This window comes from Novosphingobium sp. ERW19, assembly GCF_012641315.1.
In the GTDB taxonomy this organism is placed as follows: Bacteria; Pseudomonadota; Alphaproteobacteria; order Sphingomonadales; family Sphingomonadaceae; genus Novosphingobium.
On sequence record NZ_JABAIC010000005.1, the window covers coordinates 83,651 to 109,588 of the forward strand.

Consider the following 25,938-nt stretch of genomic DNA (forward strand, 5'->3'; position numbering starts at 1 on the left):
ATTATCTGAATGACCGGAAGGCAACCACGTGCGTTCCGGCCAGAGAGGGCTCATAGCTATGCGTCAGGCAGTCTCGGCGGTGGTTTTGGAACCCCACAGCGCGTAGAACAGGACATACAATTCGCACGCTGCCGTCAGCAGGAACGAGGTCTGCAGGCCGTAGGCATCGGCGAGCCAGCCCTGCACGACGACCAGAGCGCCACCGGCGATGGCCATGATCAGCAGGCCCGAGCCTTCCTCGGTCAGGGGGCCGAGGCCCTTGATGCCGAGCGTGAAGATCGTCGGGAACATGATCGAGTGGAACAGGCCGACAAGGATCAAAGCCCACATCGCGGCAGGGCCGGTGGTGAACACAGTGACGAGCATGACGACGAAGGCACCAACCGAGAAGGCGGCAAGCACAAGGCCTGCGTCGACCTTCTGCATGATCGCCGAACCGAGGAAGCGCCCGACCATCATCCCGCCCCACAGGAAGGTGAGGTACTGGCCGGCCTTCTCATGCGTCAGGTTGGCGATATCTGGCTGGCTGACGAAGTTCACGAAGAGGTTCGCCACGCCGATCTCGGCGATCAGGTAGATAAAGATTGCCGGGATGCCGAAAACGAGATTGCGGTGCTTCCACAGCGAAAGCTTGGCTCGCTCCTCAGGCGCGAGGCGCTGCGTCGCGCTGCCCATCGCAGGCAGCGGAAAGCGGGCGATTACAATGGCAAGAACGACGAGAACAACCGCGACGAGGCCATAGGGCAGGATCACCGATTGCGCATCGGCAAGGCGCTCGGCATGGGTCAGCACGACGTCGGAGGTGGCGGTGCCGCCCTTGGAGCGACCGAGGATAAGGTAGGCGCCGAACATCGGCGCGAGCATCGTGCCCGCCGAGTTCATCGCCTGCACCAGGTTTAGGCGCGAAGACGCCGTTTCCGGCTTGCCGACGACGGCGACGTAAGGGTTGGCTGCCACCTGCAGCAGGGTGATTCCGCTCGCGATCACGAACAGCATGGCGAGGGTCACCCCGTAGGACGGGATGGAGGCCGCCAGCATCATGCCAAGCGCGCCCGCCGCCATGACGAGCAGCCCGATCACCAGCGACTTCTGGTAACCGATCTTCTCGATCAGCTTGGCCGAAGGGATCGAGGCCACGAAGTAGGCGATGAACCACACTGATTCGATCAATGTTGTCTGCGTATAGTTCAAGTCGAACACACTGCGCAGGTGCGGCAGCAGTGTGTTGTTGATGACCGTGATGAACCCCCACATGAAGAACAGGCTGGCCAGCAGGGTCAGCGCGGGCCCGTAACGCACGCCGGAATCGCCCTCTGTCATGGAGTTTGCCTGGGATGAAGGCACTGGCGGCATGGACTTGCGCTTCCTCTCTCTTGTCCGTTGCGCGATGCGGTACGCTTACCGTCTTGCGCAATTTCTATTTGTCGGACTATATCGGCGAGCACACCGCGTCAATGGGCGCAAGGCAGTGCATGTTTCCGAAAGGACCCTGAGGATGAGGATTGCGGGCAAGCCGAATAACGGCACCCTGCTGATGCTGGCGCTGGCAGTACCGGTTGCCCTGCCGGCCCAGTCGGTCAGCGCGGCAGAAGCGAAACAGGAAAGCGCAGGAAAGCTCGCCGACGGCACCGAAGCATTTGCGATCACGCTGAAGGCTGCCAACGGCGTTTCTGCCCGCGTGCTGACCTACGGCGCCACGCTGCAGTCGCTGATGGCGCCTTCACGCGATGGCAAGGTCGCCGACATCCTGCTTGGCTATGATGATGTGCAGACCTATGAGGCGAAGCCAAACTTCTTCGGCGTGACTGTCGGCCGCTATGCCAACCGCATCGCCAAGGGCCGCTTCACGCTCGACGGCAAGGCCTATCAGCTTGCCCAGAACAACCTCGGCAATTCGCTGCACGGCGGCGTCAAGGGCTTCGACAAGCGTAACTGGAAGGTCGTCTCGGTCAAGTCAGGCCCGGTGGCGAGCGTGGTATTGTCCTACGTCAGCGCCGATGGCGAGGAAGGTTATCCGGGCAAGCTCGATACCAGGGTGACTTACACGCTGGACGAGCGCGGCAACCTTGGCATCACGTTCGAAGCGACGACCGACAAGCCGACGATCGTCAACATGACGAACCATGCCCTGTTCAACATGGCTGGCGAAGGTGCGCCTATGGGCGCGATGGGCAACCGGCTGATGATCCCGGCGTCGGCCTATACCCCGGTCGATGCCACGCTGATCCCCACGGGAGAGCTGCGCAAGGTGGCGGGCACGGTGTTCGATTTCAGTCGGCCCAAGCGCATCGCCAATGGCCTGCGCAATGGTCGCGATGAACAGATCGCCATCGGCCGCGGCTATGACCACAACTTTGCGCTCGACAAGGGCGTGACGGCAACACCGCAACTTGCCGCAAGGCTGGAAGACCCGGCTTCAGGCCGCGTGCTCGAAGTGCTGACGACCGAACCCGGCGTCCAGTTCTACACCGGCAATTTCCTCGATGGGACCGTGCGGGGCAAAGGTGGCCACGTCTATCGCATGGGTGACGGGATCGCGCTCGAGCCGCAGAAATTTCCCGATGCGCCGAACCAGCCAAAGTTCGCTTCCACGCGTGTCGAACCGGGCAAGCCCTATCGCCACCAGATGATCTACCGCGTCAGCGTCGCGCCCCGCCCCCGCTGATTTTCCCGCGCTGAACTTCACTCGAATAGCCGAAAGCCGCAATGACCGACTCCTCTCCCAAGGCCCCGAAGCTCCGCTCGCGCGCGTGGTTCGACAATCCCGACAACATCGACATGACCTCGCTCTACCTTGAGCGCTATCTCAACTTCGGGTTGAGCCTGGAGGAACTGCGGTCGGGCAAGCCGATCATCGGCATTGCGCAGACCGGCAGCGATCTTTCGCCGTGCAACCGCCACCACATCGTGCTGGCCGAGCGCGTGCGCGAAGGCATTCGCGAGGCGGGCGGGATCGCGTTGGAAATTCCGGTGCACCCCATCCAGGAGACTGGCAAGCGCCCGACGGCCGGGCTTGACCGCAACCTTGCCTACATCGGCCTTGTCGAGGCGTTGTACGGCTATCCGATCGACGGCGTGGTGCTGACCACCGGTTGTGACAAGACCACCCCGGCGCTGCTCATGGCGGCGGCCACGGTCAACATCCCGGCAATCGCGCTGTCGGTCGGCCCAATGCTTAACGGTTGGTTCAAGGGTGAGCGCACCGGTTCGGGCACGATCGTGTGGAAGGGCCGCGAGCTGATGGCCAAGGGCGAGCTGGACGAGGAAGGCTTCATCAAGCTCGTCGCCAGTTCCGCGCCGTCGACCGGCTATTGCAACACCATGGGCACGGCGACGACAATGAACAGCCTTGCCGAGGCGCTGGGCATGATGCTTCCGGGATCGGCCGCCATTCCTGCTCCGTTTCGTGACCGGCAGGAGTGCGCATGGCGCACCGGCAAGCGCATCGTCGACATGGTGCACGAAGACCTCAAGCCTTCCGACATCATGACGCTTGACGCGTTCCACAACGCCATCGTCGTCAATTCGGCGATCGGTGGATCGACCAACGCACCAATCCACCTTGCAGCCATCGCCCGTCACATCGGCGTCGATCTGCCGCTGACGGATTGGCAGCGCCTTGGCCACAAGGTGCCGTTGCTGGTGAACCTGCAGCCGGCGGGCGAGTACCTGGGCGAGGACTATTATCGCGCCGGCGGTGTTCCGGCAGTGGTGGGTCAGTTGATCGCGCAGGGCCTGATCGCCGAAAGCGCGATGACGGTGAATGGCAAGACCATGGGCGAGAACTGCCGTGACGCCGTGATCGAGGACGAGAAGGTGATCCGCCCCTTCGGCCAGCCATTGGTCAAGGATGCAGGCTTCCTCGTGCTGTCGGGCAACCTGTTCGATTCGGCGATCATGAAGACCAGCGTGATCAGCGACGAATTCCGGGCGCGCTATCTGTCGAACCCGGACGATCCCGATGCGTTTGAAGGCCCGGCGGTGGTATTCGATGGCCCCGAGGACTACCATGCCCGCATCGACGATCCGGCAACGGGCATTACGCCTGAAACGCTGCTGTTCATGCGCGGCGCCGGGCCGATCGGCTATCCGGGCGCGGCGGAAGTCGTCAACATGCGCGCGCCGTCCCACCTCATCACCGAAGGCGTGACCGCGCTGCCCTGCATCGGCGATGGGCGCCAATCGGGCACTAGCGGCAGCCCGTCGATCCTGAACGCCAGCCCGGAAGCGGCGGCCATGGGTGGCCTTGCCATTCTCAAGACCGGTGACCGCGTGCGCATCGATCTGCGCAAGGGAACTGCCAACATGCTCGTGCCCGAAGAGGAACTGTCATCTCGTCGTGCCGCGCTCGAAGCAGCGGGTGGTTACGCCTACCCGGCCTCGCAGACGCCGTGGCAGGAAATCCAGCGTGACCGCGTCGGCCAGCTCTCCCACGGCGCCATTCTTGAAGGTGCAGAGAAGTACCAGCGGATTGCCCAGACGATGGGCCTGCCGCGCGACAACCATTGACGATGTCGGGAGCAATGCGGCGAGGGGCAAACCCCCTCGCCAGCGGCGCACTCAGGTTCTCGGCCTGGCTTCGGCAAATGCCAGCGCCAATGCGGCATGCACCGGCTTCGGCTTGAACGCGGAATCGTAAAGACACCCGCGCGCTTCGGCCTTGTCCGCACGTGGCTCGTAGCCCTGGAGCCACGAATAGGCGTCGACCAGCCCCCAGGCCAGCACGTCCTTCAGCTGTGGGTAATCGAGCATCATCTCGAAATAGGCCTTGGTCGTGTCGGCCACTGTGCGGTCCCGGCTGGAGATGTCGACCGGCAGGTCCCGGTCGCGCACGTCAAACTCGGTTATGACAAGTTTGTAGTCCATCGCCACGACGTCATCGACAAAGCGCTGCCATTCCCGGCGATGGGCGGCATCGGGCAAGGGTGCGATCAAATGCGACTGCACGCCCAGCGCATCGACTGGCGTGCCGCGTTTGCGAAAGCCTTCGAGCAATCGCAGCACGCCCTTACGGTGGAGTGCATTGCCCGGCTCCCAACTCATGTAATCGTTGTAGACCAGTTCGGCACCCGGAGCAGCCTTGCGCGCCGTGTGGAACGCAAGGTCCACCAGTGCCTCGGTGCCACCCATGGCCTTCGACAGCGCCGTTTCGGCCAACGATCCATCCTCGGGGAGAACGGTTTCATTGACCACGTCGTAGGATACGATGCGACCTTGAAAGCGCGCACAGACCGTTTCGACGTGGTTGGTCATCATTGCTGCGGCGCTTGTTGCGGACCGCGGACCGAAATCATGGCTTTCCAGCCAGCGCGGCATCCATTTCGGCCGATGCCACAGCAGCGTGTGGCCGCGCAGCTTCATCTGGTTCTGCGCGGCGAAGGCGGCGATCGCGTCAAACGCCGCAAAGTCGAATGAAGTGGGCGAGGGCCTGATCGCCTGCCACTTCATCTCATTCTCGGCGACCAGAATCGCGCTTTCCCGCCTGAGCAGATCGGCAAGCGCGGGATTTCTCCACGATCCGCCAACTCCACCGGCTACCGCCGAACCGAACCGCATCCCCTTCGGAGCAGCCAGCACGGACAAGGACGAAGGCTGCGTTGCGGCCATGCCGCTCAGTGGGCGCGAGAGCATTGCAACGCCGCCAGCGATCACGCCAAGGCCCTGCCTTCGAGTCATCTTGCTCGGTCTTGTCACGCATTTCCTTTCCCGATTGCTCCGGACTCTATCGCCTGGTTGTGTAGACGATAGCGCTACCAAAGGAGATTGGGAAGGTCCTGCCTACCGGCCGAGGCGGCGGGGCCGAAACATGCCTGAACCCGCCGTTTGCTTCGGTCAGCCCGTCGTTTTGCCCCCTGATGGGCGTCAGCCCATGGTTTCGCCATTATCGATCACGATGTTTGTACCAGTGATGTGCCGTCCATCGTCGCAGGCGAGGTACAACACCATGTTGGCGATATCGATCGGCTGGCCCATGCCGTGGTTGTTTGCCTGTTCCAGCCCGGCGTTGTCGGCGGGAAGTTCGGCCAGCGCCTGTGCGGTCATCGGCGTGACGATGCCGCCCGGCGCGACTGAATTGCAGCGGATGCGATAGCCCTGCTCGCGGCAGTGAACTGCGATCGAGCGCGTCATGCCGATGATCCCGGCCTTGGCTCCGGCATAGGCCGGGATCGCGCTGATACCCTTGATGCCGCCAATCGAGGCCATGTTGATGATCGAGCCGGCACCGTCCTTGCTCATGTGCGGGATCGCGGCCTGGCATCCCAGGAACGTGCCGCCCAGCATGACCTCTGTCTGGAGACGAAAATCGGCGTAGGGGAGATCCTCGACCGTACCGAAGCGGACCAGCCCGGCATTGTTGACCAGCGTATCGAGCCGACCGAAGAGGCGCAGCGTTTCAGCAATAACCTCGTGCCAGCGGGCCTCGTCACGCACGTCCTGCTGCATGAATACGCAGTTCGGAATTTCGGCGGCGGTCTTGCGGCCGAGATCCTCCTGCATGTCGGTGATGACGACCTTTGCGCCTTCACGGGCGAGCAGGCGCGCGTCCTCCGCACCAAGCCCCGATGCGCCGCCGGTGATGATTGCAACGCGGCCTTCCATCTTGCCAATGGCCATTGTCTGTCCTTCGTTCTGAAAACAAAAAGTGCCCCGGTCGCTTGTGTGGAACGACCGGGGCCAGGGAGGATTCCGTCAGGTCGAAATCAGAAGTTGTAGCCGACTGTCACGCCGAACTGGCGGGGCGGTGCGTAGCCGACGAGGCCCATGTAACCGGGGCTGTCGTAGACCGTGGAGATGTAGCGCTTGTCGAACAGGTTCTTGCCCCACAGGCCGATCGAGTAGCGCTTGTCCGGTCCGTAATACGTCAGCAGTGCGTCGACGTAGTAGGTCGGCTGGATCGAGGAGCGCGGGGTGTTGACCACGGCGGTGTAGAACTTCTGCCCGGTGTACATCCAGCTGACATCGGCCATGATGCTTGAACCACCGGCAAACCCGTGGGTGAAGTTCGCTCCCAGTGTCGAGGCCCACCGTGGCGCGTTCTGCAGAGCATAGCCCTTGAGGTCGATGAACTTTGCCGCCACCGGATCGAAGTACAGGAAGCTCTTGTACTTGGTGTCGAGATAGGCGAGCGAGCCGCGCAGGGTCAAACCCTCTACCGGGATTGCCTGAACTTCCAGTTCGAAGCCCTTGATCTCCGACTTGGCTGCATTGAGGATGCGATTGCCCTGCACGTTGGTGGCCGGATCGAAGTAGATCTGCGCAACCTGCATGTCGCGGTAGTTGGTGTAGAATGCGGCAAAGTTGGTGCGCAGCCGACGGTCGAGGAAGTCCGCCTTCAAGCCTACTTCGAAGGTATCAACCTTTTCCGGGTTGTAGGGTGTGTCACCGTCAGCTGCCACGCCGATGCGGCCGGTATAGCCGCCCGACTTAAAGCCGCGCGCCCAGCTCGCATAGATCAGCTGGTTCTGGCCGACTTCGTAATCAAGACCGATCTTCCAGCCGACATTGTTCCAGCTCTTCTTTCCGCCAACGTCGAGGCTGCCGGGGAAAGTCACGTCGAACTTGTCCCAGTTGGGCGAGGTGAGCGCCTCACTGCCAAGACCGGTATCGAGCGTGGCGCGCGCGTTGATGCTGTCGTGGGTGTAGCGGATGCCTGCCGAGAGCTTCAGCGCATCGGAAAGCTGTGTGTAGGTCTGGAGGAACGCCGAGAAGGACTCGGTCGACTGGTCCTGCACGTTGTACTGGATCAGGCCCGGCAGTGCGAAATCCAGATGGTACATCTGGTAGTGGTTGTAGTCGGTCTTTAGGTAGAACAGACCGGCTACCGCGTTGAAGCTGTCTCCGGCCGAGAATGCGCTGCGCAGCTCCTGGCTGAACTGCCAGCCACGGGTGCGGCGGCGTGTGGCGTTGTTGGTCTTCGCGGTGCCGTCCTGGTCGGTATATTCGAACAGGGTAAAGCGCTTGTAGCCGGTGATCGAGGTGATGTCGCCCAGCGGCGTGTTGTCATACTGGATCGTGCCGATGAAGAACTTCGTCGTCATGTCCGACTGGTCGGGCACTTCGTTGTTGCCCGAGAAGTACTTGTCCGGCGCCTTGCACGGCTGGTTGGGCACGGCGCAAGGGCTGCGATACATCGGCAGCTTGGCACCGTTCCAGAACGTGCCTTCGGGCACATAGTTCGCCTCGCCGGGGAGGCCGCCGTTGACCACGATGGGCGCACCATTGCGCGCTTCCACATATTCACCCTGGAGGGTGATGCGCAGGTCCGGGCTGGGCGTGATGTAAAGCTGGCCGCGCACGGCGTCGACGTTCTTGCGACCCATGTCCTCGCCGTTCCACACGTTGGTCGTCCAGCCATCGCGCTGGGTGTGGATGCCGGCGACCTTGATGCTGACCAGATCCTTTGCCAGCGGCGCCTCGACCGACGCGTTGATGTCGAAGCGGTTCCAGTTGCCGTAGGTGCCGCGGACATTGCCGCCGAACTCGCCGGTGGGCTGGTTGGTCACCACGTTGACGACGCCGCCGGTAGTGTTCGCGCCGAACAGCGTGCCCTGCGGCCCGCGCAGGATCTCGACGCGGTTGGTGTCATAAGTATCGAGCAGCGCGCCCATCGAGAAGAACTGCGGCACGCCATCGACCACGATTGACACGGTGTTGCCGGCATAGGGATCGGGCTCGATCACGCCGATGCCGCGGATGGTGAACACCGCGTTGTTGGGGGTATTGGCGAAGTTGTCGATCTGGACGTTCGGGACCGAGCCCTGCAGCGCCTGCAGCGTCGTGACGTTGTAGGCGGCGAGCGTCTCACTGCCGACTGCGGCGATCGAGATCGGCACCGACTGGATGCTCTCGGCCTTCTTCTGCGCGGTCACGACGATTTCGCCGAGGCCTCCTGTCGGGGCTTCTTCGGCTTGCGCCTGAGGCGCTTGCGCGTCCTGCGCCTCGACGGCGGATGGCAGCATGGCGATGGCGAGCGCCGCAAGGCTGCTCGTCATGAAAGGCCTGTTCCTTGTTCTCATGATCTCGATCCCTCCCAAAGGCGCCGGCATGGCCGTGTCGCCGCTTGTGACAGCGCGATTCGATATAACCGGCGCGTCTGCCGGTTTTATGCGCTGTGCCGCATGCCTGATTAAACTGGCCGTTTTGTCAGGCGGTCTTGCGCAGCAAACGCGGGCATGACAGGACAATGACGATGGCTGGCTCCACGATGCAGAAGCGCATGCTTGCCGCGATGCGACCGACCTTGCTGGGCGAGCAGGAGCCGGTGCGCTGGCAACAGCGCAAGTCGGCGCAGACGCGACTGAAGATGCTCGAAGCGGCGGTCGATTGCCTCGTCGAGGGGGGCTATCAGGGACTGACCACCGCTCAGGTGGCAGAACGCGCCCAAGTATCGCGCGGGGCCATGCACCACCATTTCGCGACGCGCATGGACCTCGTGGCGGCAGTGGTCGAACACGTCTTCTATCAGCGCATGCGCCTGTTTCTTGATGATTATATCGGCGCCATGGCGCAAAGTCGCGATGCGCTGCTGATCGACCTTGCTACTGAAGCGCACTGGCGCAGTGTGCAGACCCGGGAATACGCTGCCTACCTCGAACTGGCCGTCGCCGCTCGCACCGATGCAGAACTCAATGCGGCCTTTGCGCCCGCGGCACGGCGGTATGACGAAGTCTGGATCGCTGAAATGATCGAATCCTTCCCGCAGTGGAAGGATCAGTGGGAAGCGATGAAGCTCGGCAGCGACTTTGCGATTGCCGTCCATTCCGGCCTGCTGCTGCATCGCACGGTGATGGGGCCTGAACGGATCGAGAAGGTGCTGAAGCTGACGATCGCCAGCATCCGCGGCCTCTATGATCCGCTGACCTGATTCGAACCCGGCAGAAGTGCCGGATTCCTTTGAGAGCATACTGAAGTGGGAGAATTAGGATGACGACCGTTGCAATAACCGGTGCAGGTCGCGGTATTGGGCTGGAACTGGTGCGCCAGCATGTCGACGCCGGGGACCGGGTGATCGCCCTTGTGCGGAACCCCGAAAATGCGCGGGAACTGGCCGATCTGGCGGCAACCGCCGACGGTCGCCTGACCATCCATCGCCTAGACGTGGCAGACGACGCCTCGGTCAAGGCAGGAGCCGCCGAAACCGCAGGCGAGGCGGTCGACGTACTTTACAATGTCGCTGGCGTGAGCGGTCCGGTTCCGGCTGAGCTGGAAAGCGCCGACTGGGCAGAATGGGATGATGTGTTCCGCATCATGGTCCAGGGTCCGCTGCGCGTGCTTCAGGCCTTTCTCCCCCGTCTGGGCGCGGGTTCGAAGGTCATCAACTTCTCGAGCCAGCTCGCCGCCTCCACCTGGCCCTATGGCGGCTACTATTCCTATGTCGCGGCCAAGGCAGGGCTTAACCGCCTGATGCGGTCGGTCGCCATCGATCTCAAGGATCGCGGCGTGATCGTCGGCCTCGTCCATCCGGGCTGGGTGCAGACCGACATGGGCGGCGAAGCCGCAGACATCACCCCGGTCGAGAGCGCCGAGGGCATCCGCAAGCTCGCCCGCGAATGGACGCTCGAGCGTTCTGGGGATTTCCTCAAGTGGAATGGCGAAACCCACCCCTGGTAAGGAGCAGGCCCATGCCTTTTACAGGACCGCTCGAAGATCGCATGGCGATCCGCGAGTTGATGGATACCCATGCCCACGGGGTGATGACGCTCAATGCTGAACTGTGGGGATCGATCTGGGCCGAGGATGCCTATTGGGAACTGCCGGAGTATCCTGATCTCGGCGGATTTTCCGGCAAGGCGGCAATAGTTGCCGGCTGGACGGAATCGATGAAGCACTACGGCCTCGACAACTGCACGAAGCCGATGGTCTATTTCATGCAGCCCGGTTCGATCGAGGTGGATGGCGATGTGGCACGGGCCGTGGCCTATACCATCGAGATCTTCGACGACCCGGCTTCGGGCAAGCGGGTCCATGCAACCGGGCGCTATGACGACGAGCTGAAACGGATCGATGGGACCTGGAAGTTTACACGCCGGTCCTATCGCACGGTCTTTGCCGACTGATTGACGCTTTTCCGGAACCGCCCGGCCCTGACGGGTTTGGGCGGGGATGGACACGCCACATCTTGATTGCCTGATCGTCGGCGCGGGGCCTGCGGGCCTTACTGCCGCGATCTATCTCGCCCGCTTTCACTTGCGCGTGGCGTTGGTCGATGCCGGCCACAGCCGCGCCGCACTCATCCCTCGCACGCACAATCACGCGGGCTACCCTGGCGGCATTGCGGGCACGGCGCTGCTTGCCCTGATGCGCCAGCAAGCGGCGGAGTTCGGGGTGTCCGTCGATGAGGCGCTCGTCGAACAGGTAACGCGGGAGGGCGAAGATTTCCTGGCCAGGGCCGGGGACCGTCGGTGGCGGTCCCGGTCAATCCTCTTGGCAACGGGCGTGGTGAACAACCGTCCGCCGATGGCGCCCGAGGTCCACGACATGGCGTTGCAGCGCGGGCTGTTGCGCTACTGCCCGGTGTGCGACGGCTACGAGGCCAGCGACCAGCGCATCGGCGTGCTGGGTACAGGGGAGCATGGCCATAACGAAGCCTTGTTCCTGCGCGGCTTCTCAGCCGATGTCACGCTCATCGCGCCTGACGGAAAGCATGGCATGGAGGATGGGCAGCGGGAGCGCCTGGCAAATACCGGGGTCAAGCTTCTGGACGGGCCGTGCGAGCCCCTGCGCATTGCCGGCGATACAATTCTTGTGCCGACGCCAGCGGGAGACCTTGCGTTCGATACCGTCTACCCCGCACTCGGTTCGCTGATCCGTTCCGGTCTGGCGCTCGACCTTGGCGCCAAGGCAACCGAAGAAGGCTGCATAGAGATCGACGCGCACCAACGCACCAGCGTGGCGGGGCTCTATGCCGCAGGGGATGTGACGCGCGGGCTGGATCAGATCAGCCACGCGATGGGGCAGGCGGCTGTCGCGGCAACCGCTATCCGCAATGACCTGGCGTCACAGGCTCCATTTTTGCGCTGATCAGAGGCGCGAAACTTGGCGCTCTACTCGATAGGTGCGCATGCGGGCACGGTCGAACAGGCGTTCCTCGTCGGCCACGATCTCGGCCATTGTTTCCGGATCGGCCATCGCCGCAAAGCAGGCATCGCAGGTCTGCTGGTCGGGAAAGTCGATCTCCAGCACGACGTCGAAATCGTGGAGCACGTCCGTGCCGTCGAGCGGGTGAAGATGGTTGCGCTGGTAGCGCGTTGCCCAGCCCTGCAGCACCTTTTCACCGATCAGGCGGTGGCGGCTTTCGTAATAGGCGATGAAATCCGCCTTGCTCATGCCGTCACGGCGCTTGAGCAGAGTGAGGACGGTGACTGTCATGGGTGGGCTTGCAACCAGCGGCGGGTGGCCCCGGCCACGGCAGCGGCGCGCAGGGCCGGGTGCGGGAATGCGTCGCGCAGCGTCTCGGAACGCAGCTCGATGGCGAGCGGAATGCCCGACGGCAGGGCCTGATACAGCGCGGCCAGCGGCAGCGCGCCTTCACCACACTGTTCGCGCAGGTCGATCGCATCGCGGATGACGGCATTGAAGTCAGCAGGATCGGGCCGCTCGGCGGGGGCATCGCAGAACTGCGCGTAGGGCAGCAGGGCGGGATCGAGCTTGGCGATTTCCGCAATAGAGGAGCCCGAGCGGTCAACGTGGATCGGGTCGATCAGCAGGGCCTTGAGTGGGTGGTCGATCCGGTCAAGAATGCCGAGCGCGGCCTGCAAATCCTTGACCTCGGTAAAGATGCCGAACTCCAGCGCAACGCGCATGCCAGAGCCCTCGGCATGGTGGCACAGATCGTACAGGCGCGCGGCGGTCCGAGCGTGGTCCGGGTCGGACGAGACGCAGAGCACGTTCCGCGCACCAAGATCGGCGCCGACATCGATCACCTTGCGATGATCGTCCATTGCGGAATCCGGCTTGAGCCAGATCACCTCGACATCGAGCAGCGGCAGGCCCGTTGCGGCCAGCGCCGCCCGCGCGTCGCGCGTGTGTGCCGGTGTCCAAACTGCCGGATCGACCCAAAGGCCGACCATGTCGAAACCGCCGGCGCGGGCGGCTTCGATGGTTTCAACCGGTCCGAATTCCGGGACGACGCCCGAAGCAAGCGAGATCGGGTTCATCGCCAACCGCCGATCACATCTGCGGTTCGGGGAGGTCCGGATCGTCCTGCAGGTACCAGTCCAGCCATTCGTGGAAGTACTGGTTGCCGCGTTCGTTGCGGCCGAACACCAACTCGTCGTGCGCGCCCGTTTCGAGGCCCTTCTGGATTTCGAGTCCGATCAGGTAGTCCTCGGTGTAGGTCACGTCGCGGAAGAAGTTCATCGCCGCCTCCACGTTCGCGCGGTCTTCCTCGTCGCGGATGGGCTCGCGGCGCAAGTAGTTGAGCACGGTGCGGTTCTCGCCGGGCGTCGGCCCGGGGAAGAGCTGGGCAACCTGCGTGATTTCCGGGGCGATGAAGGCCGATACGTTGGGGAACATGATGCGGACGAAATCGAAGCCGTTGTTCTCCTGCGTACCCCACTGCTCGCGGGGCACGTCCTTCAGCGCCTCGGCGATCTTGTGGTGGGGGAAGCCGATGCGCTGGTGCGGGCCGAAGCCTTCATAGTGCATGCAGTTCGACGGCGTGCGCGGGAAGATCGTCTCGGGGTGGAGCGAGGCGAAGTGATAGCCTTCGAGATAGCCGTCATAGGCTATCTTCCAGTTCGCGCCTTCGATCACGCGGCTGCCCATGTAGGTCCAGTTGCCGAAGTCGAGCGCTTCGAAATCCTCGAGGAAACCGCGGTAGAAGGCATCGACATCGATCGGGGCATTGGGCGTGAGCACCACGAAAATCATGCCAGCCTTTTCCTGGGCTGGCAGTTCACGCAGGCCGAGTTCGGACTTGTGGACCTCGCCGAACTTGCTTGCTTCGGAAATGCCGATCAGCTTGCCGTCCTGGCCGAAGGTCCAGCCATGGTACTTGCAGGTAAAGCGCGGGCAATTGCCGTGGCCCTCGTTGGCAACGGGCGCGCCGCGGTGCGAGCAGACATTGAGGAAGGCGCGGACCTTGCCGGTCTTGTCGCGATTGATCAGCACCGGCATGCCGACGGCGTCCATCGCCTTGTAATCACCGGGATTGGGCAATTCGGCGGTGAAGGCAAGCATCAGCGGAACGCGCTTGAAGATCAGCTCCATCTCGGCCTTCCATTGGTCGGGATCGGTATAGCTGCGCACCGGCACGCGCTTGGTCGTGTCGGTGAGAAAGGTCTTCTTGTTCTCGACATAGTCGCGCATGATTTCAGCGACTTGTCCGATGCGTTCGATACGGTCCATCTGGGTATTGCCTCTCCGTGGCCTTGTGGCCAGTGTTGCTGCTGACCATGCCGTGCGCGGGTGCGGTGCGAAAGCTGTGACAGGGGCTAGGTTACTCACCTTTTCGCCAATTGCTGAAGCACTCGGGCGCTTGGAACAAGCACGGCATGAACGAGAACACTGCAAAACCCTGGGACTGGCTGCCGATTCCCGCCCCACACCAGCAGGCCTATGCCGCATCGGGCATCTGGCAGCGCAAGACGCTGGCAGACCTCGCGCGTGAGCGTGCCGCGGCAACGCCGGACTTCGTGTGCTTCATCGATGGGGAAGGGCAGTACACGTACGCACAGGTGCTGGCCGAGGCCGAGGCACTTTCGGCCTCGCTCCACGGTCGCGGCTTGCGCAGCGGAGACGTGATTGCATTCCAGGTGCCCAACTGGCGCGAAGCTGCCGCAATCAATCTGGCCGCAGCGCTTTCGGGCTTTGTCGTCAATCCGATCGTGCCGATTTACCGCGATGCCGAAGTGACGATGATGCTAGGCGATTGCAGGGCCAAGGCCATCTTCGTGCCGGATGTGTGGCGCAAGGTGGACTATGCGGCAATGGCGCGGCGCTGCCAGCAGTCGCTCCCCGATCTTGCGCATGTCTTCACGGTACGAGGCGATGGACCTGACGATTTTGCGGCTTTGGTAACTGCCGGACGCGGCGTGCCGTTCGCTGCCCCTGAAGTCGACCCGCTGGGCGTGAAGATGGTGCTCTATACATCAGGGACCACCGGGAGGCCCAAGGGCGTGCTGCATAGCCACTGCACGCTGGCGCATATCGTGGCGACGAGCGGCCGCCATTGGGGCATGGCTGCAGGTGAGGCGACGCTCATGCCCTCGCCGGTCACGCATGTGTCAGGTTATGCCAACGGGCTCGAAGCGCCGTTCATCTGCGGCATTCGCTCCGTTCTGATGGAGGCCTGGAACGCTGCCGAGGCGCTGGCGCTGATCGAGCAGCATGATCTTGTCGGCACGGTGGCGGCAACGCCGTTTCTGGTGGAATTGGCGGCGGCCGCACGGGCTGCGGGCACGGGCTTGCCGAGCTTCCGCTTCTTCGCATGCGGTGGCGCGGCTGTGCCGGCAGACCTTATCCCGGCGGCCAATGCGGCCTTCGAGAACTGCCGGGCGTTCCGCGTGTTCGGTGCATCCGAAGTGCCGCTGGTGACATTCGGTTGGCCGCAGGATGAGCATCTTGCCGCGACAACGGACGGCGAGGTGGTGGACTACGAGGTCCGCATCGTCGACCACGAGGATCGCGAGTTGCCGAGGGGCACAGAGGGTGAAATCCTGGCGCGCGGTCCCGGCATGATGATGGGATACGTCGACGCGGCGCAGACCACCGAGGCGATCACGCCGGACGGCTTCTTCCGCACCGGCGACCTTGGCGTGCTGGACGATTCTGGCGCAGTCACGATCACGGGTCGCAAGAAGGACCTCATCATTCGCGGTGGCGAGAACATCTCGGCCAAGGAAATCGAGGACGTGCTGCACACGCACCCTGCGGTGAAGGAAGCGGCCATCGTTGCCATGCCGCATGATCGCCTTGGCGAAGGCGTCTGCGCTTATGTCATCCTTTCAGGTGCAGCCGAGACCGGGGATCTGGTGGCGCACGTTTCCGCGTCGGGCCTTGCCCGCCAGAAAATTCCCGAGCGGTTCGAGTTCGTCAGCGACTTTCCGCGTACCGCCAGTGGCAAGGTGCGCAAGGACATGCTGCGGGCGATGGTGCGAGCAGCCATGACGGAAGGCTGATCGACCAGCTTCTCACCTACATCAAGGAACCACATCAGCGTGTTTCCCCGGGGAAACAATCGCCAAATTGGTTCTTAATACCGTGAGTGCTGCGGATCTCAATCGTCGTCGGGGACCACTTCCGGCTTGGTGATCTTGGCCATGCGGGCGTTGTACTTGACCGTCTTGACCGCGATCGAGGTTTCGACGTGGTGGACGCCATCGATGGACAGGATCTTGTCGGACGCCAGTTCAACCAGTTCGTCCAGCTCGTCGATCAGGCTCATCGCCGTAATGTTGAACTGGCCCATGGTGATCAGCACGGCATTGACGCCGGGTACCTCGGCAATGATCTGCGCCACTTCGCGGACGCGGTCTACATCGGCCTGGACGTTGATGAAAGCGAGCCGGGCGAGCTTGCCCATCTCGAACCCGGTGATCGCGGTAAAGGCGATCAGGCCGTCCTGCTGCAACCGCTTGATGCGCCCGCGCACGGTGCCTTCGGTTACGCCCAGCTCTGCCGCGATCTTGCGGTTGGAAATGCGCGCGTCGAGCGCCAGCATGTCGACCAGCTGGCGATCAAGTGCGTCTAGCTGAACCGCGGCCATCAGGCGTTCCCTCCATTGCCGCGGCTGTCACCGGGGCGGCCCTCGATCGGCGCGACGTCGAACTGGTACTTGATGATGTCGACCACGATGTGTGGCGTCAGCGTGCGGATTCCGCGCACGGTTGAAAGCTTGTCGAGCAGGAATTCCGAGAGATCATCGAAATCGTGCAGGGCGACAAGCATGTCGATATCGTAGCGACCCGTCACCATGTGCGCCGCGACCACTTCGGGCAGGGCGCCGAGCTCCTGCGCAACTTCGGAAGCCGGGCGGCCGTCAACCTCCACCGAGATGCGCAGCAGGACGTTGAAGCCGTGGGCGGAGAAGTCCGACACGGCGACGACGCGCAACTGGTTGGCATCTTCCATGCGGCGGATGCGGGTTGAAACCGTCGTCGCTGTAAGTCCGAGGACTTCGGCAATTTGCTGGTTGTTGGCCCGCCCGTTGCCCCGCAATTCGCGGATGATTGCCTGGTCGGTTGCGTCGAAACTGAAGATCTGGCTCATCGGTCCCCGTGCCATGGTGCCGTGACGGCAGACATCGCGGTTTGCGCAGCAACACGACGACCGTCAACCTGAAATTGCTGGTCAAGCGCTCGGTTAACGCACTTTTCCGTAGGCTCTCAGCCCGCTGCCCGCCTTCGGATCGATGCAAACCGAGGCGGCGCAACGGGAATCTGAAAGCTACTGCATCATTGCAGTCCGTTTTGTTCGTGGCTGCAATCGAGCCAGAGTTGATGGGCATCGATACGCAATTTCGTCTCGGCCCGTAGCGCAGCGGCCCGAGCCCGGGTTTCGGCGAGCGCCGCGTCCTTTGCCTGACGTTCGGCAAGAAGCAGATCCGCAAGATCGACGTGACCGAGGCGATTTCCGGCCTCGAGCCGATCGGCGGCGCGCCTGCTGCTGGCCGCAGCCGCCGCTGTTGCCTTCCATGCCTGCACTGTTCCCAACGCCGCCGAGTAGTCTGTCGTGGCCATCTCCATCACGTCGAAACGAGCGCTGGCAGCTTCGGCAGCAGCGACTTGCGCCTCGGCTGCGGCCTGATCGGACAGCGCCGCGCGATAGCGACCGCCGATCGGCATCGAGAACACGATCCCGGCGCCGCGTTCCAGTCCGCCGCGCTCGCTGAAGAACTGCGCGCCGATTGTCGGATCGGCGATGCGGTTGCGACTGCTGCGCTCGGCCAGGGCGGCGAGGCGCTCGGATTCGGCCAGTGCCGCCGGGAGTTCGTGATTGCAGGTCATGACCGCCTCACGCAGGCGGGCGAGTTCTGCAGGTGGCTGGCCGGGTTGAGTCAAGGGCGGGGCTTGCGCGGGCAAGGCCAGTTGTGGGAACTGGGCGGCCAGCCTTTCGCGCGCAATGCCTGCCCCGGAAAGCGCCGCGTCCAATCCGGCGCGGTTCATGGCCGCTTCGGCCATTGCACGGTCGGCATCCACTTGCGCCGCATCCTGCACGCGCACCTGGCTGTCCACCGCCCGATAGGCGCGCTCCAGCGTCTGTTGCGTCTGGGCCAGGGTCGTTGCCTCGGCCGCTGCAGCTACCCAATCCCACCACAGCTCGTTCAGTTGCAGCGCCAGTTGATGCCGGGCGTCTTCGGCGCGCAATTCGGCGACGCGGACACCCAGAACGCCGGCCTTGCGATCCAGCGCAGACTTGCCGGGAAGACGGATCGGACGTTCCAGCGAAACGGTGTATTCTGCGTAGCGCCCTTCATCCTCGATGGTGCGCCGGCTGACATCGCCTGACAGCGTGAACTCATTCTGGGTGGCACGCAGCGCGTTAGCCTCCTGTCGCGCTGCCTCGACCTTGGCATCGGCGGCGCGAGAGCGGGGATGGGACTCTATCGCCTCCACCACAGCCGTATCGGAAAGACCGGTGAGGGATTGGTCGCTGGTCTGGGCAAGGAGCGGGGCCGCCATCAGCAGCGGCCATGCAAGAACAAGACTGTACTTCATGCTGAAGCGCCTTCCATTCCGCCATCAAGCGCGGTGCGCTCGGCGGAATTTTCGCCGAACCGCTCATAGAGCATCGGCAGGAGGAACAGGGTGAGCAGCGTCGAGGTGACGAGCCCGCCGATCACGACGATGGCCAGCGGTCGCTGGATCTCCGAGCCGGGACCACTGGCAAACAGCAGCGGAACGAGGCCGAAGGCAGTTATCGCGGCGGTCATCAGCACCGGGCGCAGGCGACGCTCGGCCCCCTGTCGGACGGCATGCTGCAGGGTCAGGCCCTGTTCGCGCAGCTGGCGGAAATAGGTGACCATGACGAGGCCGTTGAGCACGGCGATGCCGAGCAGGGCGATGAACCCGACCGAGGCCGGAACCGAAAGATACTCGCCCGACACTGCCAGCGTCACGATCCCGCCGACGACTGCGAAGGGAATCATCGCGATGATCAGCAGCGAGGCCCTGACCGACCGCAGCGTCCAGAACAGCACGCCGAAAATCAGCAGCAAGGCAATCGGCAGAACCACGCCGAGCCGGGCCGAGGCGCGCTGCTGGTTCTCGAACTGACCGCCCCATTCCAGGCGATAGCCCGGCGGCAGCTGGACGTTGGCGGCGATGTCGGCCTTGGCTTCTTCGACGAAACCGACAAGGTCGCGTCCGGAAACGAAAGCCTGCACCACCGCAAAGCGCGATCCGTTCTCGTGGTCGAGCTTCACCGGGCCTTCGACCTGATGGACCCGCGCCACGTCACCTACACGCAGCAGCATGCCGTCCGGACTGCGGATCAGCTGGTTGGCGAAGACATCGAGGCTGGCCGCGTTGGCGGGATCACCCTTGATCACGATCGGAACGCGCCGATGGCTTTCGGCAACCACGCCGGCGTCAGTGCCTTCAAGCTGGGCGCGCAGCACGTCCTGCAGTTCGGCAACCGGCATTCCGGCACGGCCCGCGGCCAGACGGTCAATATCGATCTGGAGGTAATCGACCTTGTCGTCCGCCAAGGTCTTGACCTCGGTCACGCCCTGGATCTTGCGCAGCCGGTCCTGTGCCTTGGCGGCAATCTGACCGAGCGTTGCAAGGTCCGGTCCGAAGATCTTGAGCGCCAGATCGCCGCGCACGCCGGTAAGCATTTCCGAAACGCGCATTTCGATGGGCTGGGTGAAAGAGGCCTCGATGCCGGGCATCTCTTCCATGGCGAGGCGGATCTGCTCGATCAGCCACTCCTTGTCCTGCTCGCGCCATTCCGCGCGCGGCTTCAGGCGCATGAAGGTATCGGTATCGTTGAGCGACATCGGGTCAAGGCCAAGCTCGTCGGCACCGACACGGGCGATGATGTCCTGCACCTCCGGCACCTTGGACATGATCAGCTTCTGTGCCTTGAGGTCTCCGGCGATAGTGTGGTCCAGCCCGATGCTCGGCTGCTTTTCGAGCTGCATCAGCACGGCGCCTTCGTCCATGGTGGGCATGAAGGTCTTGCCGGTGAAGCCATAGGCAACCGCCGCTGCCAGCAGCGACCCACCGGCCATGGCATAGACGCGCGTCCGATTGTCAAAAGCCCATTGCAGGGCCGAGTGATATCGCGGACTCAACTGACGCATCAGCCAGGGGTCGTCGTGACCGGCCTCCTGTTTCAGGCCAAAGTAGGCCAAAACCGGAATCAGCGTGAGCGACAGTACCAGCGCGCCGGCCAGCGCCAGAACGATGGTCATCGCCACCGGGCCGAACAGCTTGCCTTCCAGCCCCTGCAGCGTCAGCAGCGGAAGGAAGACGAGGGCGATGATCGCCATGCCCGAGGCAACCGGGGTTGCCACTTCGCTGGTTGCCACCAGCACCTGATGAAGCTTTCCGGTGGAGCCGTGGTGCGGATGGGCGAAGCGGTCGACCACGTTCTCAACCACGACCACCGCGCCATCGACGAGCATGCCGATGGCAATGGCCAGGCCGCCGAGGCTCATGAGGTTGGCCGACATGCCCAGCCAGCGCATGAGGATAAACGTGATCAGCGTCGCCATGGGCAGGGCCGCGGCCACGATCAGCGAGGCACGCACGTTGCCGAGAAACAGGAAAAGCAGGATGACGACGAGCACGCTGGCTTCGATCAGGGCCTTCTCCACCGTCGAAACGGCATGGCCGACCAGTTCGGAGCGATCGTAGAATACGTCGATCTTCATGCCCTTGGGCAGGCCGCTCTCGATTTCCGTCATGCGCGTCTTGACGTTTTCGACGACCTTGCTGGCATCGGCGCCGCGCAGGGCGATGACCAGGCCCTGCACGGCTTCGCCGGTGCCGTTCTTGGTCACGGCCCCGTAACGGGTCAGGCTGCCTGTGGTCACTGCTGCCACGTCGCCAAGGCGCAGGACGCTGCCGGCTGCGCTGCGGATGACGATGGCGCGCAAGTCATCGGCAGTCTGGATGGCCCCTACCGAGCGCACGATCAGCGTGCTTTCGCCATTGGCCAGCCTGCCGGCGCCATCATTGCGGTTGCCGCTTTCGATTGCGGTCTGGAGATCGTGATAGGTGAGGCCCGCTGCGGCCATGGCTCCGGGATCGGGCCGGACCTCGAACGTCTCGGCATGGCCGCCGAGCGAGTTCACGTCAGCCACGCCCGGCACCGTGCGCAGGGCTGGGCGGATGACCCAATCGAGCACGCGGCGCTTTTCGGCCAGCGATTGCGGACCTTCGATAGTGAACATGTAGACATCGGACAGCGGAGTGGAGATCGGCGCGAGGCCGCCTTCCACTGACGATGGCAGGTCCGCCATGACGTTGTTGAGGCGTTCGGTGACCTGGGTGCGCGCCCAGTAGATGTCGGCGCTGTCGGAAAAGTCGATCGTGATGTCGGCGATGCCGTACTTGGCGGCCGAACGCAGGATCTCCTGATCGGGGATGCCCAGCATCTCCATCTCGATCGGGGTGATGACGCGGCTTTCGACTTCCTCCGGCGTCATGCCGGGGGCCTTCATGATGATCTTGACCTGCGTGGTCGAGATATCGGGGAAAGCGTCGATCGGCAGGTTCTGGAATGACCAGCCTCCGAAAATCGCCAGCGCCAGCGCCAGGCCAAGCACGGCAAGCCGCGCCCCCAGCGACCATTCAACAAGGCGTCTCAGCATCACTCACCCCCGCCGCCCAGCAGCATCTTGAGTTCGGGGATCGCGCTGGTCGCCACCACTTCGCCGGGCTTCAGGCCAGAAAGGATTGCGCTTTCGCCATTGCCGCTGCCACCGAGGCGAACCTCGCGCTGCTGGAAGCGATTGCCGGTGCGAACGAAGACGACGTCCTTTTCGGCGATGCGGGTGACGGCAGTGGAAGGAACGCTCACCACTTCACCGCTGCCGCCCGCGCCAATCGTGACCATGACCGACTTGCCGGCAATGAGGCCTTGCGCGCTGCCAATGGTCGCCTTGGCAACCACGCTGCGCGTTGCGGGATCGATGCTCGAGCCGACCGAAAGAATGCGGCCCATGGCGGCTCCGGGCAGCGATACTGTCATGCCGGGGCGAACATTCCCTGCAAGCCTTTCGGGCAATTGCAGATCGAGCTGGTAGGCATTTGCCGCGTCGATCACGAAAGGCGCGGTCATGCCATCGACCGGCCCACCGGTCTGCACCGCCACCTTGGAAACGCGGCCCGAGATTGGTGCGCGCAGGGTGACAATGCCGCTGCCGCTGGCACCCGAGGCTGCCAGGATACGCGACGCTTCACCAGCTTCGGATTGCGCCTGCGCCAGTTCAGCGCGCGCTTCCTGCACGCGCGCGCCGGCAATCACGCCTTCCTTGAAGAGGGCTTCGGTGCGGGCGAGATTGGCCTTGGCCAGCGATATGCGCGACGAAGCGCGGCTGCGCGACCCGCCCAGTTCCATCGCATCGCGGCTGACCATGGTTGCCAGCGGCTGTCCGCGGCGCACTTCCTGCCCCTCGATCACGAAGACCTGGCGGATCGCGCCGGGCAGGGCCGCGGTCACGGCCACGCGGCTTTCGGGGGGAAGCGTGACGACGCCAGGAACCGCACCCAGCGGCACTTCGCCACTGAGGCGCGCGGCTGCCGTCTTGATGCCGAGCCGGGCGAACTGGGCGTCGGTCAATTCCATCGGCGTTGCGGACTCGGAAGCCTGCTCGGCTTGAGGCGCCGGTGCGGTGTCCTTGCCCAAAAGCGCGTAACCGCCTGCAGCAGCCGCGAGGACGGCCAAGGTGCCGCCCACAACCAGATTGCGGGTATTCATTGCAATGCCTTTCCTGAACGCAAGTTCCTGGCGGCTCACAAGCAAGCCGCCCTGCACGAGCGATCAGGTCAACGGCGGTTCGAGCGGAGGGACTGTCTTGCGCGAAGTCAGCGCTGTGGCCCTTGCCGGAAAGTGCAATGACGGCGTTGGAGCAAGGTCGTTTGCCCCGGCTTTCGAGTCCATGCCGATGGCCATGGGGCTGTGATGATGGTGGGCCGCTTCCCCTGCCTGATCGTCGGGCTGGGCGGAATGCTTGCCAGTAGTGTCACCTTCACCATGGTCGATGCAGGTATAGGCTTCGACGTCACCATCGATCCTGCTTTGCGCGGCATGGGCAGGGAAGTGCATTCCGGCCAGAAGGACCGAGAAGACGATCGCAAATCGGATCAGCAGTTCCCGCATGGCCCCGCCCATAGCAATGACTGGCTGATTGGGCAATTCACCGGTCACAACGGCACCTCCTCTATGCGACCTAGACCTTATAGTCGCGGCAGGCGGACGGATTGCGCGGAATGCAAAGGACTCACAGCAGAAATCGCTGATTGGGGCCACTGTCGCAGCGGAGAATGCCCCGCGCGGATAAAAGTCCCGCCGCGCGGGCCTCAAGGCCATCGGAAATGTGCAAGACGGCACAAAGACTCCGGTGTCACCATTTTTTCACAATAAAAGTTCGTCGCCGTGCACCCTTTCGACCGAAGATTCGTCTGCGGACCCATAAGCTCGACGGATAAGAACAAAGACGCAGGACGGTTCAAACCGACGGTTTCGCTTGAAGGCGATGTAACAATGTTACATGGTCGGGGCGGGGTCGATGACACGCATCACAGACGAGGGGTGAAGTTGCGATGAAGAAAATGTCCGCAGTAAAAGGCGCGCTGATTGCCGGCGTTGCCATGGGAGCGATGCCGATCACTGCCTGGGCGCAAAGCGCAGCCCCCGCAGAGGAAGAAGCGGCCCCGGCCGATGAGATGGTCGTGGTCGGCCAGCGGCAGCAGTACCGCGGCGACGTCCCGCTCGCCTCCATTCCGCAGAGCGTGCAGGTGCTGGATGCCAAGGTCCTGCAGGATCTCAACATCACCCGCTTTGAAGCTGCGCTCGAACTGACCAGTGGCATTGCCAAGCAGAATAACTTCGGTGGCCTGTGGGATGCCTTCGCGGTTCGCGGCTTTGCCGGTGACGAAAACTTTCCATCGGGCTTCCTCGTCAACGGCTTCAACGGCGGCCGTGGTTACGGTGGCCCGCGCGATGCCTCGAACATCGAGAAGATCGAAATACTCAAAGGTCCGAACGGCGCCGTTTTCGGGCGCGGCGAGCCGGGCGGTACGGTCAACATCATCACCAAGAAGGCCCGCACCGACGACACTTTCGGCTCATTCGCCATTCAGGGCGGCAGCTGGAACAACTATCGGGTCGAGGGTGACTACAACCTTGCGCTGACCGACACTCTCGCAGTCCGCCTTAACGGGGCAGTGCAGGATGGCGACAGCTTCCGCGATACCGTGCATCAGACCAAGTACGTCGCCTCGCCGTCGATCCTGTTCAAGCCGACGAACGACACCAGCCTCAGCTACGAGATGGAATTCGTCGACAACAAGGTACCGTTCGATCGCGGCGTCCTTGCCAAGCAGGACGGCACGCTCGGCATCATTCCAAACTCGCGCTTCCTCGGCGAGCCCGGCGATGGTGCGATCCACGTGAAGGTGCTGGGTCACCAGCTTCAGCTGCAGCAGAAGCTTTCGAAGGACTGGTTCTTCCTCGCCGGCTTCGGTTATCGTGATACCAGCTTCTACGGCTTTGGCACGCAGGCCGAACTGGCGCTCGGTCGGCAGGCGTTTGACAACGACGGCACGAACCTGACTCGCCAGCGCATCCTCCGCGATTACAACACCACCAACACTTCGGTCCGCGGCGAACTCTCGGGCAAGGTCTACACCGGTTCGATTACCCACCACGTGCTGGTCGGCGCTGACTGGGATCGTTTCCACATCGATCTGTTCCAGACCCGCTTCCGCCCGCCGAGCTATACCCCTGGCGCTCCGTTCACCGCTTCGAACAACGTGATCAACGTGTTCAATCCGGTTTATGGTCAGTTGCCGACGCCAACTGCTGTCACGACCAACACCGACGAAGTGCAGAAGGCCTACGGCATTTACTTCCAGGACCAGATTGACCTCACTGACGCGTTCAAGGTTCGTGTCGGTGGCCGTTACGACCACTTCCAGCAGGACATCGTCAACCGCGTCAACAACAGGCCGTTCAGCGCCACTGTGAAGCAGTTCAGCCCGACCGCTGGCGTGCTTTTCAAGGTGACGCAGGATCTTTCGCTTTATGGTGGCTACGGTGAAGGGTTCCGCCCCAACAGCGGCACCGACTTCTTCGTCAACCCCTTCCCCGCCGAAATGAGCAAGTCCTTTGAAGTGGGCATGCGCTTTGCGGCACCGGGTGATGCGATCACTGCATCGGTTGCGGTTTTTGAGATGAAGAAGGACAATGTCCTGACCGCAGACCCCAACCCTGATCATGCCGGGTTCTCGATTGCGGGCGGTGCAGCCAAGTCGCGCGGCCTCGAGTTCGACTTCACCGCCAACCTGCCAGGCGATCTGTCGATCCTCGCATCCTATGCCTATATCGACGCCTTCTGGACGACGGCTTCGGCAGACAAGGACTTCGGCTTGACGATCCGTCCGGGCGACCGCCTGATCAACGTGCCGAAGCATTCGGCCAACGTGTTCGTAAACAAGGGCTTCCTGATCGGTGGACAGCGTTTCACCTTCGGTGCTGGCCTCAACTATGTCGGCAAGCGGCTTGGTGAAACGGCAACGGCTTTCGAGCTTCCGGGTTATGTGCTCGGTCGCCTGACGGCCAGCTATGCACCGGCCGACAACATCAAGATCAACGCCGACGTGACCAACCTGTTCGACAAGCAGTACTACGCTGCGTCGTACTCGCGGTTCTGGATCGCTCCGGGTGCGCCGCGGGCGTTCAACGTGCGCGCTACCTTCACGTTCTGATGAACCGGTTGCCGGAGCCCCCGCTCCGGCAACCTGACTTTCCGGCAAAGCTTTC

22 protein-coding genes are annotated in these 25,938 nt (G+C 63.1%); 9 read left to right on the top strand and 13 right to left on the bottom strand.

What is annotated here, in order from left to right; translation table 11 throughout:
* Nucleotides 1-63 precede the first annotated feature (63 nt).
* Nucleotides 64-1,320: a sugar MFS transporter gene (locus HGI46_RS11350; RefSeq protein WP_240946713.1), complete on the bottom strand. Its 1,257-nt coding sequence runs from the start codon at nucleotides 1,318-1,320 to the stop codon at nucleotides 64-66.
* 214 nt (nucleotides 1,321-1,534) lie between these two features.
* Here HGI46_RS11350 and HGI46_RS11355 point away from each other — a divergent pair, with 214 nt between their 5' ends.
* Together HGI46_RS11355 and HGI46_RS11360 are read left to right on the top strand one after the other, a co-directional pair.
* A complete protein-coding gene (locus HGI46_RS11355) occupies nucleotides 1,535-2,665 on the top strand; it encodes an aldose epimerase family protein (protein WP_168904457.1) in 1,131 nt (376 codons plus the stop codon).
* A 41-nt stretch (nucleotides 2,666-2,706) separates the two neighbouring features.
* On the top strand, nucleotides 2,707-4,509 hold the full coding sequence (locus HGI46_RS11360) for an IlvD/Edd family dehydratase (RefSeq protein WP_168904267.1): 1,803 nt from the start codon (nucleotides 2,707-2,709) through the stop codon (nucleotides 4,507-4,509).
* A 51-nt stretch (nucleotides 4,510-4,560) separates the two neighbouring features.
* Here the strand turns inward: HGI46_RS11360 and HGI46_RS11365 are convergent, their stop codons facing one another.
* The 3 genes from HGI46_RS11365 to HGI46_RS11375 form a co-directional block, all read right to left on the bottom strand.
* On the bottom strand, nucleotides 4,561-5,676 hold the full coding sequence (locus tag HGI46_RS11365) for an endo-1,4-beta-xylanase (protein ID WP_168904268.1): 1,116 nt from the start codon (nucleotides 5,674-5,676) through the stop codon (nucleotides 4,561-4,563).
* Nucleotides 5,677-5,862: 186 nt separating this feature from the next.
* On the bottom strand, nucleotides 5,863-6,615 hold the full coding sequence (locus HGI46_RS11370; protein WP_206065686.1) for an SDR family oxidoreductase: 753 nt from the start codon (nucleotides 6,613-6,615) through the stop codon (nucleotides 5,863-5,865).
* A gap of 86 nt (nucleotides 6,616-6,701) precedes the next feature.
* Entirely contained in the window at nucleotides 6,702-8,993 is a 2,292-nt protein-coding gene (locus HGI46_RS11375; protein WP_168904269.1) for a TonB-dependent receptor, read from the bottom strand.
* Between HGI46_RS11375 and HGI46_RS11380 the strand changes: the two genes are divergently transcribed.
* The 5 genes from HGI46_RS11380 to HGI46_RS11400 are packed head-to-tail and all read left to right on the top strand — an operon-like array spanning nucleotide 8,992 to nucleotide 12,021.
* The gene (locus HGI46_RS11380; protein ID WP_162896271.1) at nucleotides 8,992-9,177 is read left to right on the top strand and encodes a hypothetical protein; all 186 of its coding nucleotides are present in this window, start codon (nucleotides 8,992-8,994) and stop codon (nucleotides 9,175-9,177) included. The genes HGI46_RS11375 and HGI46_RS11380 overlap by 2 nt on opposite strands.
* A 13-nt stretch (nucleotides 9,178-9,190) precedes the next feature.
* Entirely contained in the window at nucleotides 9,191-9,865 is a 675-nt protein-coding gene (locus HGI46_RS11385; RefSeq protein ID WP_168904270.1) for a TetR/AcrR family transcriptional regulator, read from the top strand.
* Nucleotides 9,866-9,924: 59 nt separating this feature from the next.
* Nucleotides 9,925-10,611 (top strand): SDR family oxidoreductase, encoded by a 687-nt coding sequence (locus HGI46_RS11390; protein ID WP_168904271.1) that lies wholly within the window; start codon nucleotides 9,925-9,927, stop codon nucleotides 10,609-10,611.
* An 11-nt stretch (nucleotides 10,612-10,622) separates the two neighbouring features.
* Nucleotides 10,623-11,057 (top strand): nuclear transport factor 2 family protein, encoded by a 435-nt coding sequence (locus HGI46_RS11395; RefSeq protein ID WP_168904272.1) that lies wholly within the window; start codon nucleotides 10,623-10,625, stop codon nucleotides 11,055-11,057.
* A gap of 46 nt (nucleotides 11,058-11,103) precedes the next feature.
* A complete protein-coding gene (locus HGI46_RS11400) occupies nucleotides 11,104-12,021 on the top strand; it encodes an NAD(P)/FAD-dependent oxidoreductase (RefSeq protein ID WP_168904273.1) in 918 nt (305 codons plus the stop codon).
* Here the strand turns inward: HGI46_RS11400 and HGI46_RS11405 are convergent, their stop codons facing one another.
* Genes HGI46_RS11405 through HGI46_RS11415 form a run of 3 tightly spaced genes read right to left on the bottom strand, consistent with a single transcriptional unit; the run spans nucleotide 12,022 to nucleotide 14,349 of the window.
* Nucleotides 12,022-12,369: an EthD domain-containing protein gene (locus HGI46_RS11405; protein ID WP_168904274.1), complete on the bottom strand. Its 348-nt coding sequence runs from the start codon at nucleotides 12,367-12,369 to the stop codon at nucleotides 12,022-12,024. It abuts the gene before it with no gap.
* A complete protein-coding gene (locus HGI46_RS11410) occupies nucleotides 12,366-13,157 on the bottom strand; it encodes a TIM barrel protein (RefSeq protein WP_168904275.1) in 792 nt (263 codons plus the stop codon). Before HGI46_RS11410 ends, HGI46_RS11405 begins: the two co-directional genes overlap by 4 nt.
* 13 nt (nucleotides 13,158-13,170) lie before the next feature.
* Complete coding sequence (locus tag HGI46_RS11415) at nucleotides 13,171-14,349, bottom strand: SRPBCC family protein (protein ID WP_168904276.1); 1,179 nt, start codon at nucleotides 14,347-14,349, stop codon at nucleotides 13,171-13,173.
* Nucleotides 14,350-14,495: 146 nt separating this feature from the next.
* Here HGI46_RS11415 and HGI46_RS11420 point away from each other — a divergent pair, with 146 nt between their 5' ends.
* Entirely contained in the window at nucleotides 14,496-16,121 is a 1,626-nt protein-coding gene (locus HGI46_RS11420; RefSeq protein ID WP_168904277.1) for an AMP-binding protein, read from the top strand.
* 98 nt (nucleotides 16,122-16,219) lie between these two features.
* On the opposite strand, the gene HGI46_RS11425 is transcribed toward HGI46_RS11420, so the two are convergent.
* The 6 genes from HGI46_RS11425 to HGI46_RS11450 form a co-directional block, all read right to left on the bottom strand.
* Complete coding sequence (locus tag HGI46_RS11425; protein WP_039335926.1) at nucleotides 16,220-16,708, bottom strand: Lrp/AsnC family transcriptional regulator; 489 nt, start codon at nucleotides 16,706-16,708, stop codon at nucleotides 16,220-16,222.
* Nucleotides 16,708-17,226: an Lrp/AsnC family transcriptional regulator gene (locus tag HGI46_RS11430; RefSeq protein ID WP_240344976.1), complete on the bottom strand. Its 519-nt coding sequence runs from the start codon at nucleotides 17,224-17,226 to the stop codon at nucleotides 16,708-16,710. The genes HGI46_RS11425 and HGI46_RS11430 overlap by 1 nt, the downstream gene beginning before the upstream one ends.
* A gap of 170 nt (nucleotides 17,227-17,396) precedes the next feature.
* Nucleotides 17,397-18,659 carry a TolC family protein gene (locus HGI46_RS11435; RefSeq protein ID WP_118075275.1) on the bottom strand — a complete coding sequence of 421 codons (1,263 nt, stop codon included), beginning with the start codon at nucleotides 18,657-18,659 and terminating at the stop codon, nucleotides 17,397-17,399.
* Nucleotides 18,656-21,763 carry a CusA/CzcA family heavy metal efflux RND transporter gene (locus HGI46_RS11440; protein WP_168904278.1) on the bottom strand — a complete coding sequence of 1,036 codons (3,108 nt, stop codon included), beginning with the start codon at nucleotides 21,761-21,763 and terminating at the stop codon, nucleotides 18,656-18,658. Before HGI46_RS11440 ends, HGI46_RS11435 begins: the two co-directional genes overlap by 4 nt.
* A complete protein-coding gene (locus tag HGI46_RS11445; protein ID WP_168904279.1) occupies nucleotides 21,763-22,872 on the bottom strand; it encodes an efflux RND transporter periplasmic adaptor subunit in 1,110 nt (369 codons plus the stop codon). Before HGI46_RS11445 ends, HGI46_RS11440 begins: the two co-directional genes overlap by 1 nt.
* Before the next feature lie 63 nt (nucleotides 22,873-22,935).
* Entirely contained in the window at nucleotides 22,936-23,274 is a 339-nt protein-coding gene (locus HGI46_RS11450; RefSeq protein ID WP_206065687.1) for a hypothetical protein, read from the bottom strand.
* 452 nt (nucleotides 23,275-23,726) lie between these two features.
* On the opposite strand from HGI46_RS11450, the gene HGI46_RS11455 reads away from it, so the two are divergent.
* Nucleotides 23,727-25,883 (top strand): TonB-dependent siderophore receptor, encoded by a 2,157-nt coding sequence (locus HGI46_RS11455; protein WP_346766717.1) that lies wholly within the window; start codon nucleotides 23,727-23,729, stop codon nucleotides 25,881-25,883.
* Nucleotides 25,884-25,938 lie beyond the last annotated feature (55 nt).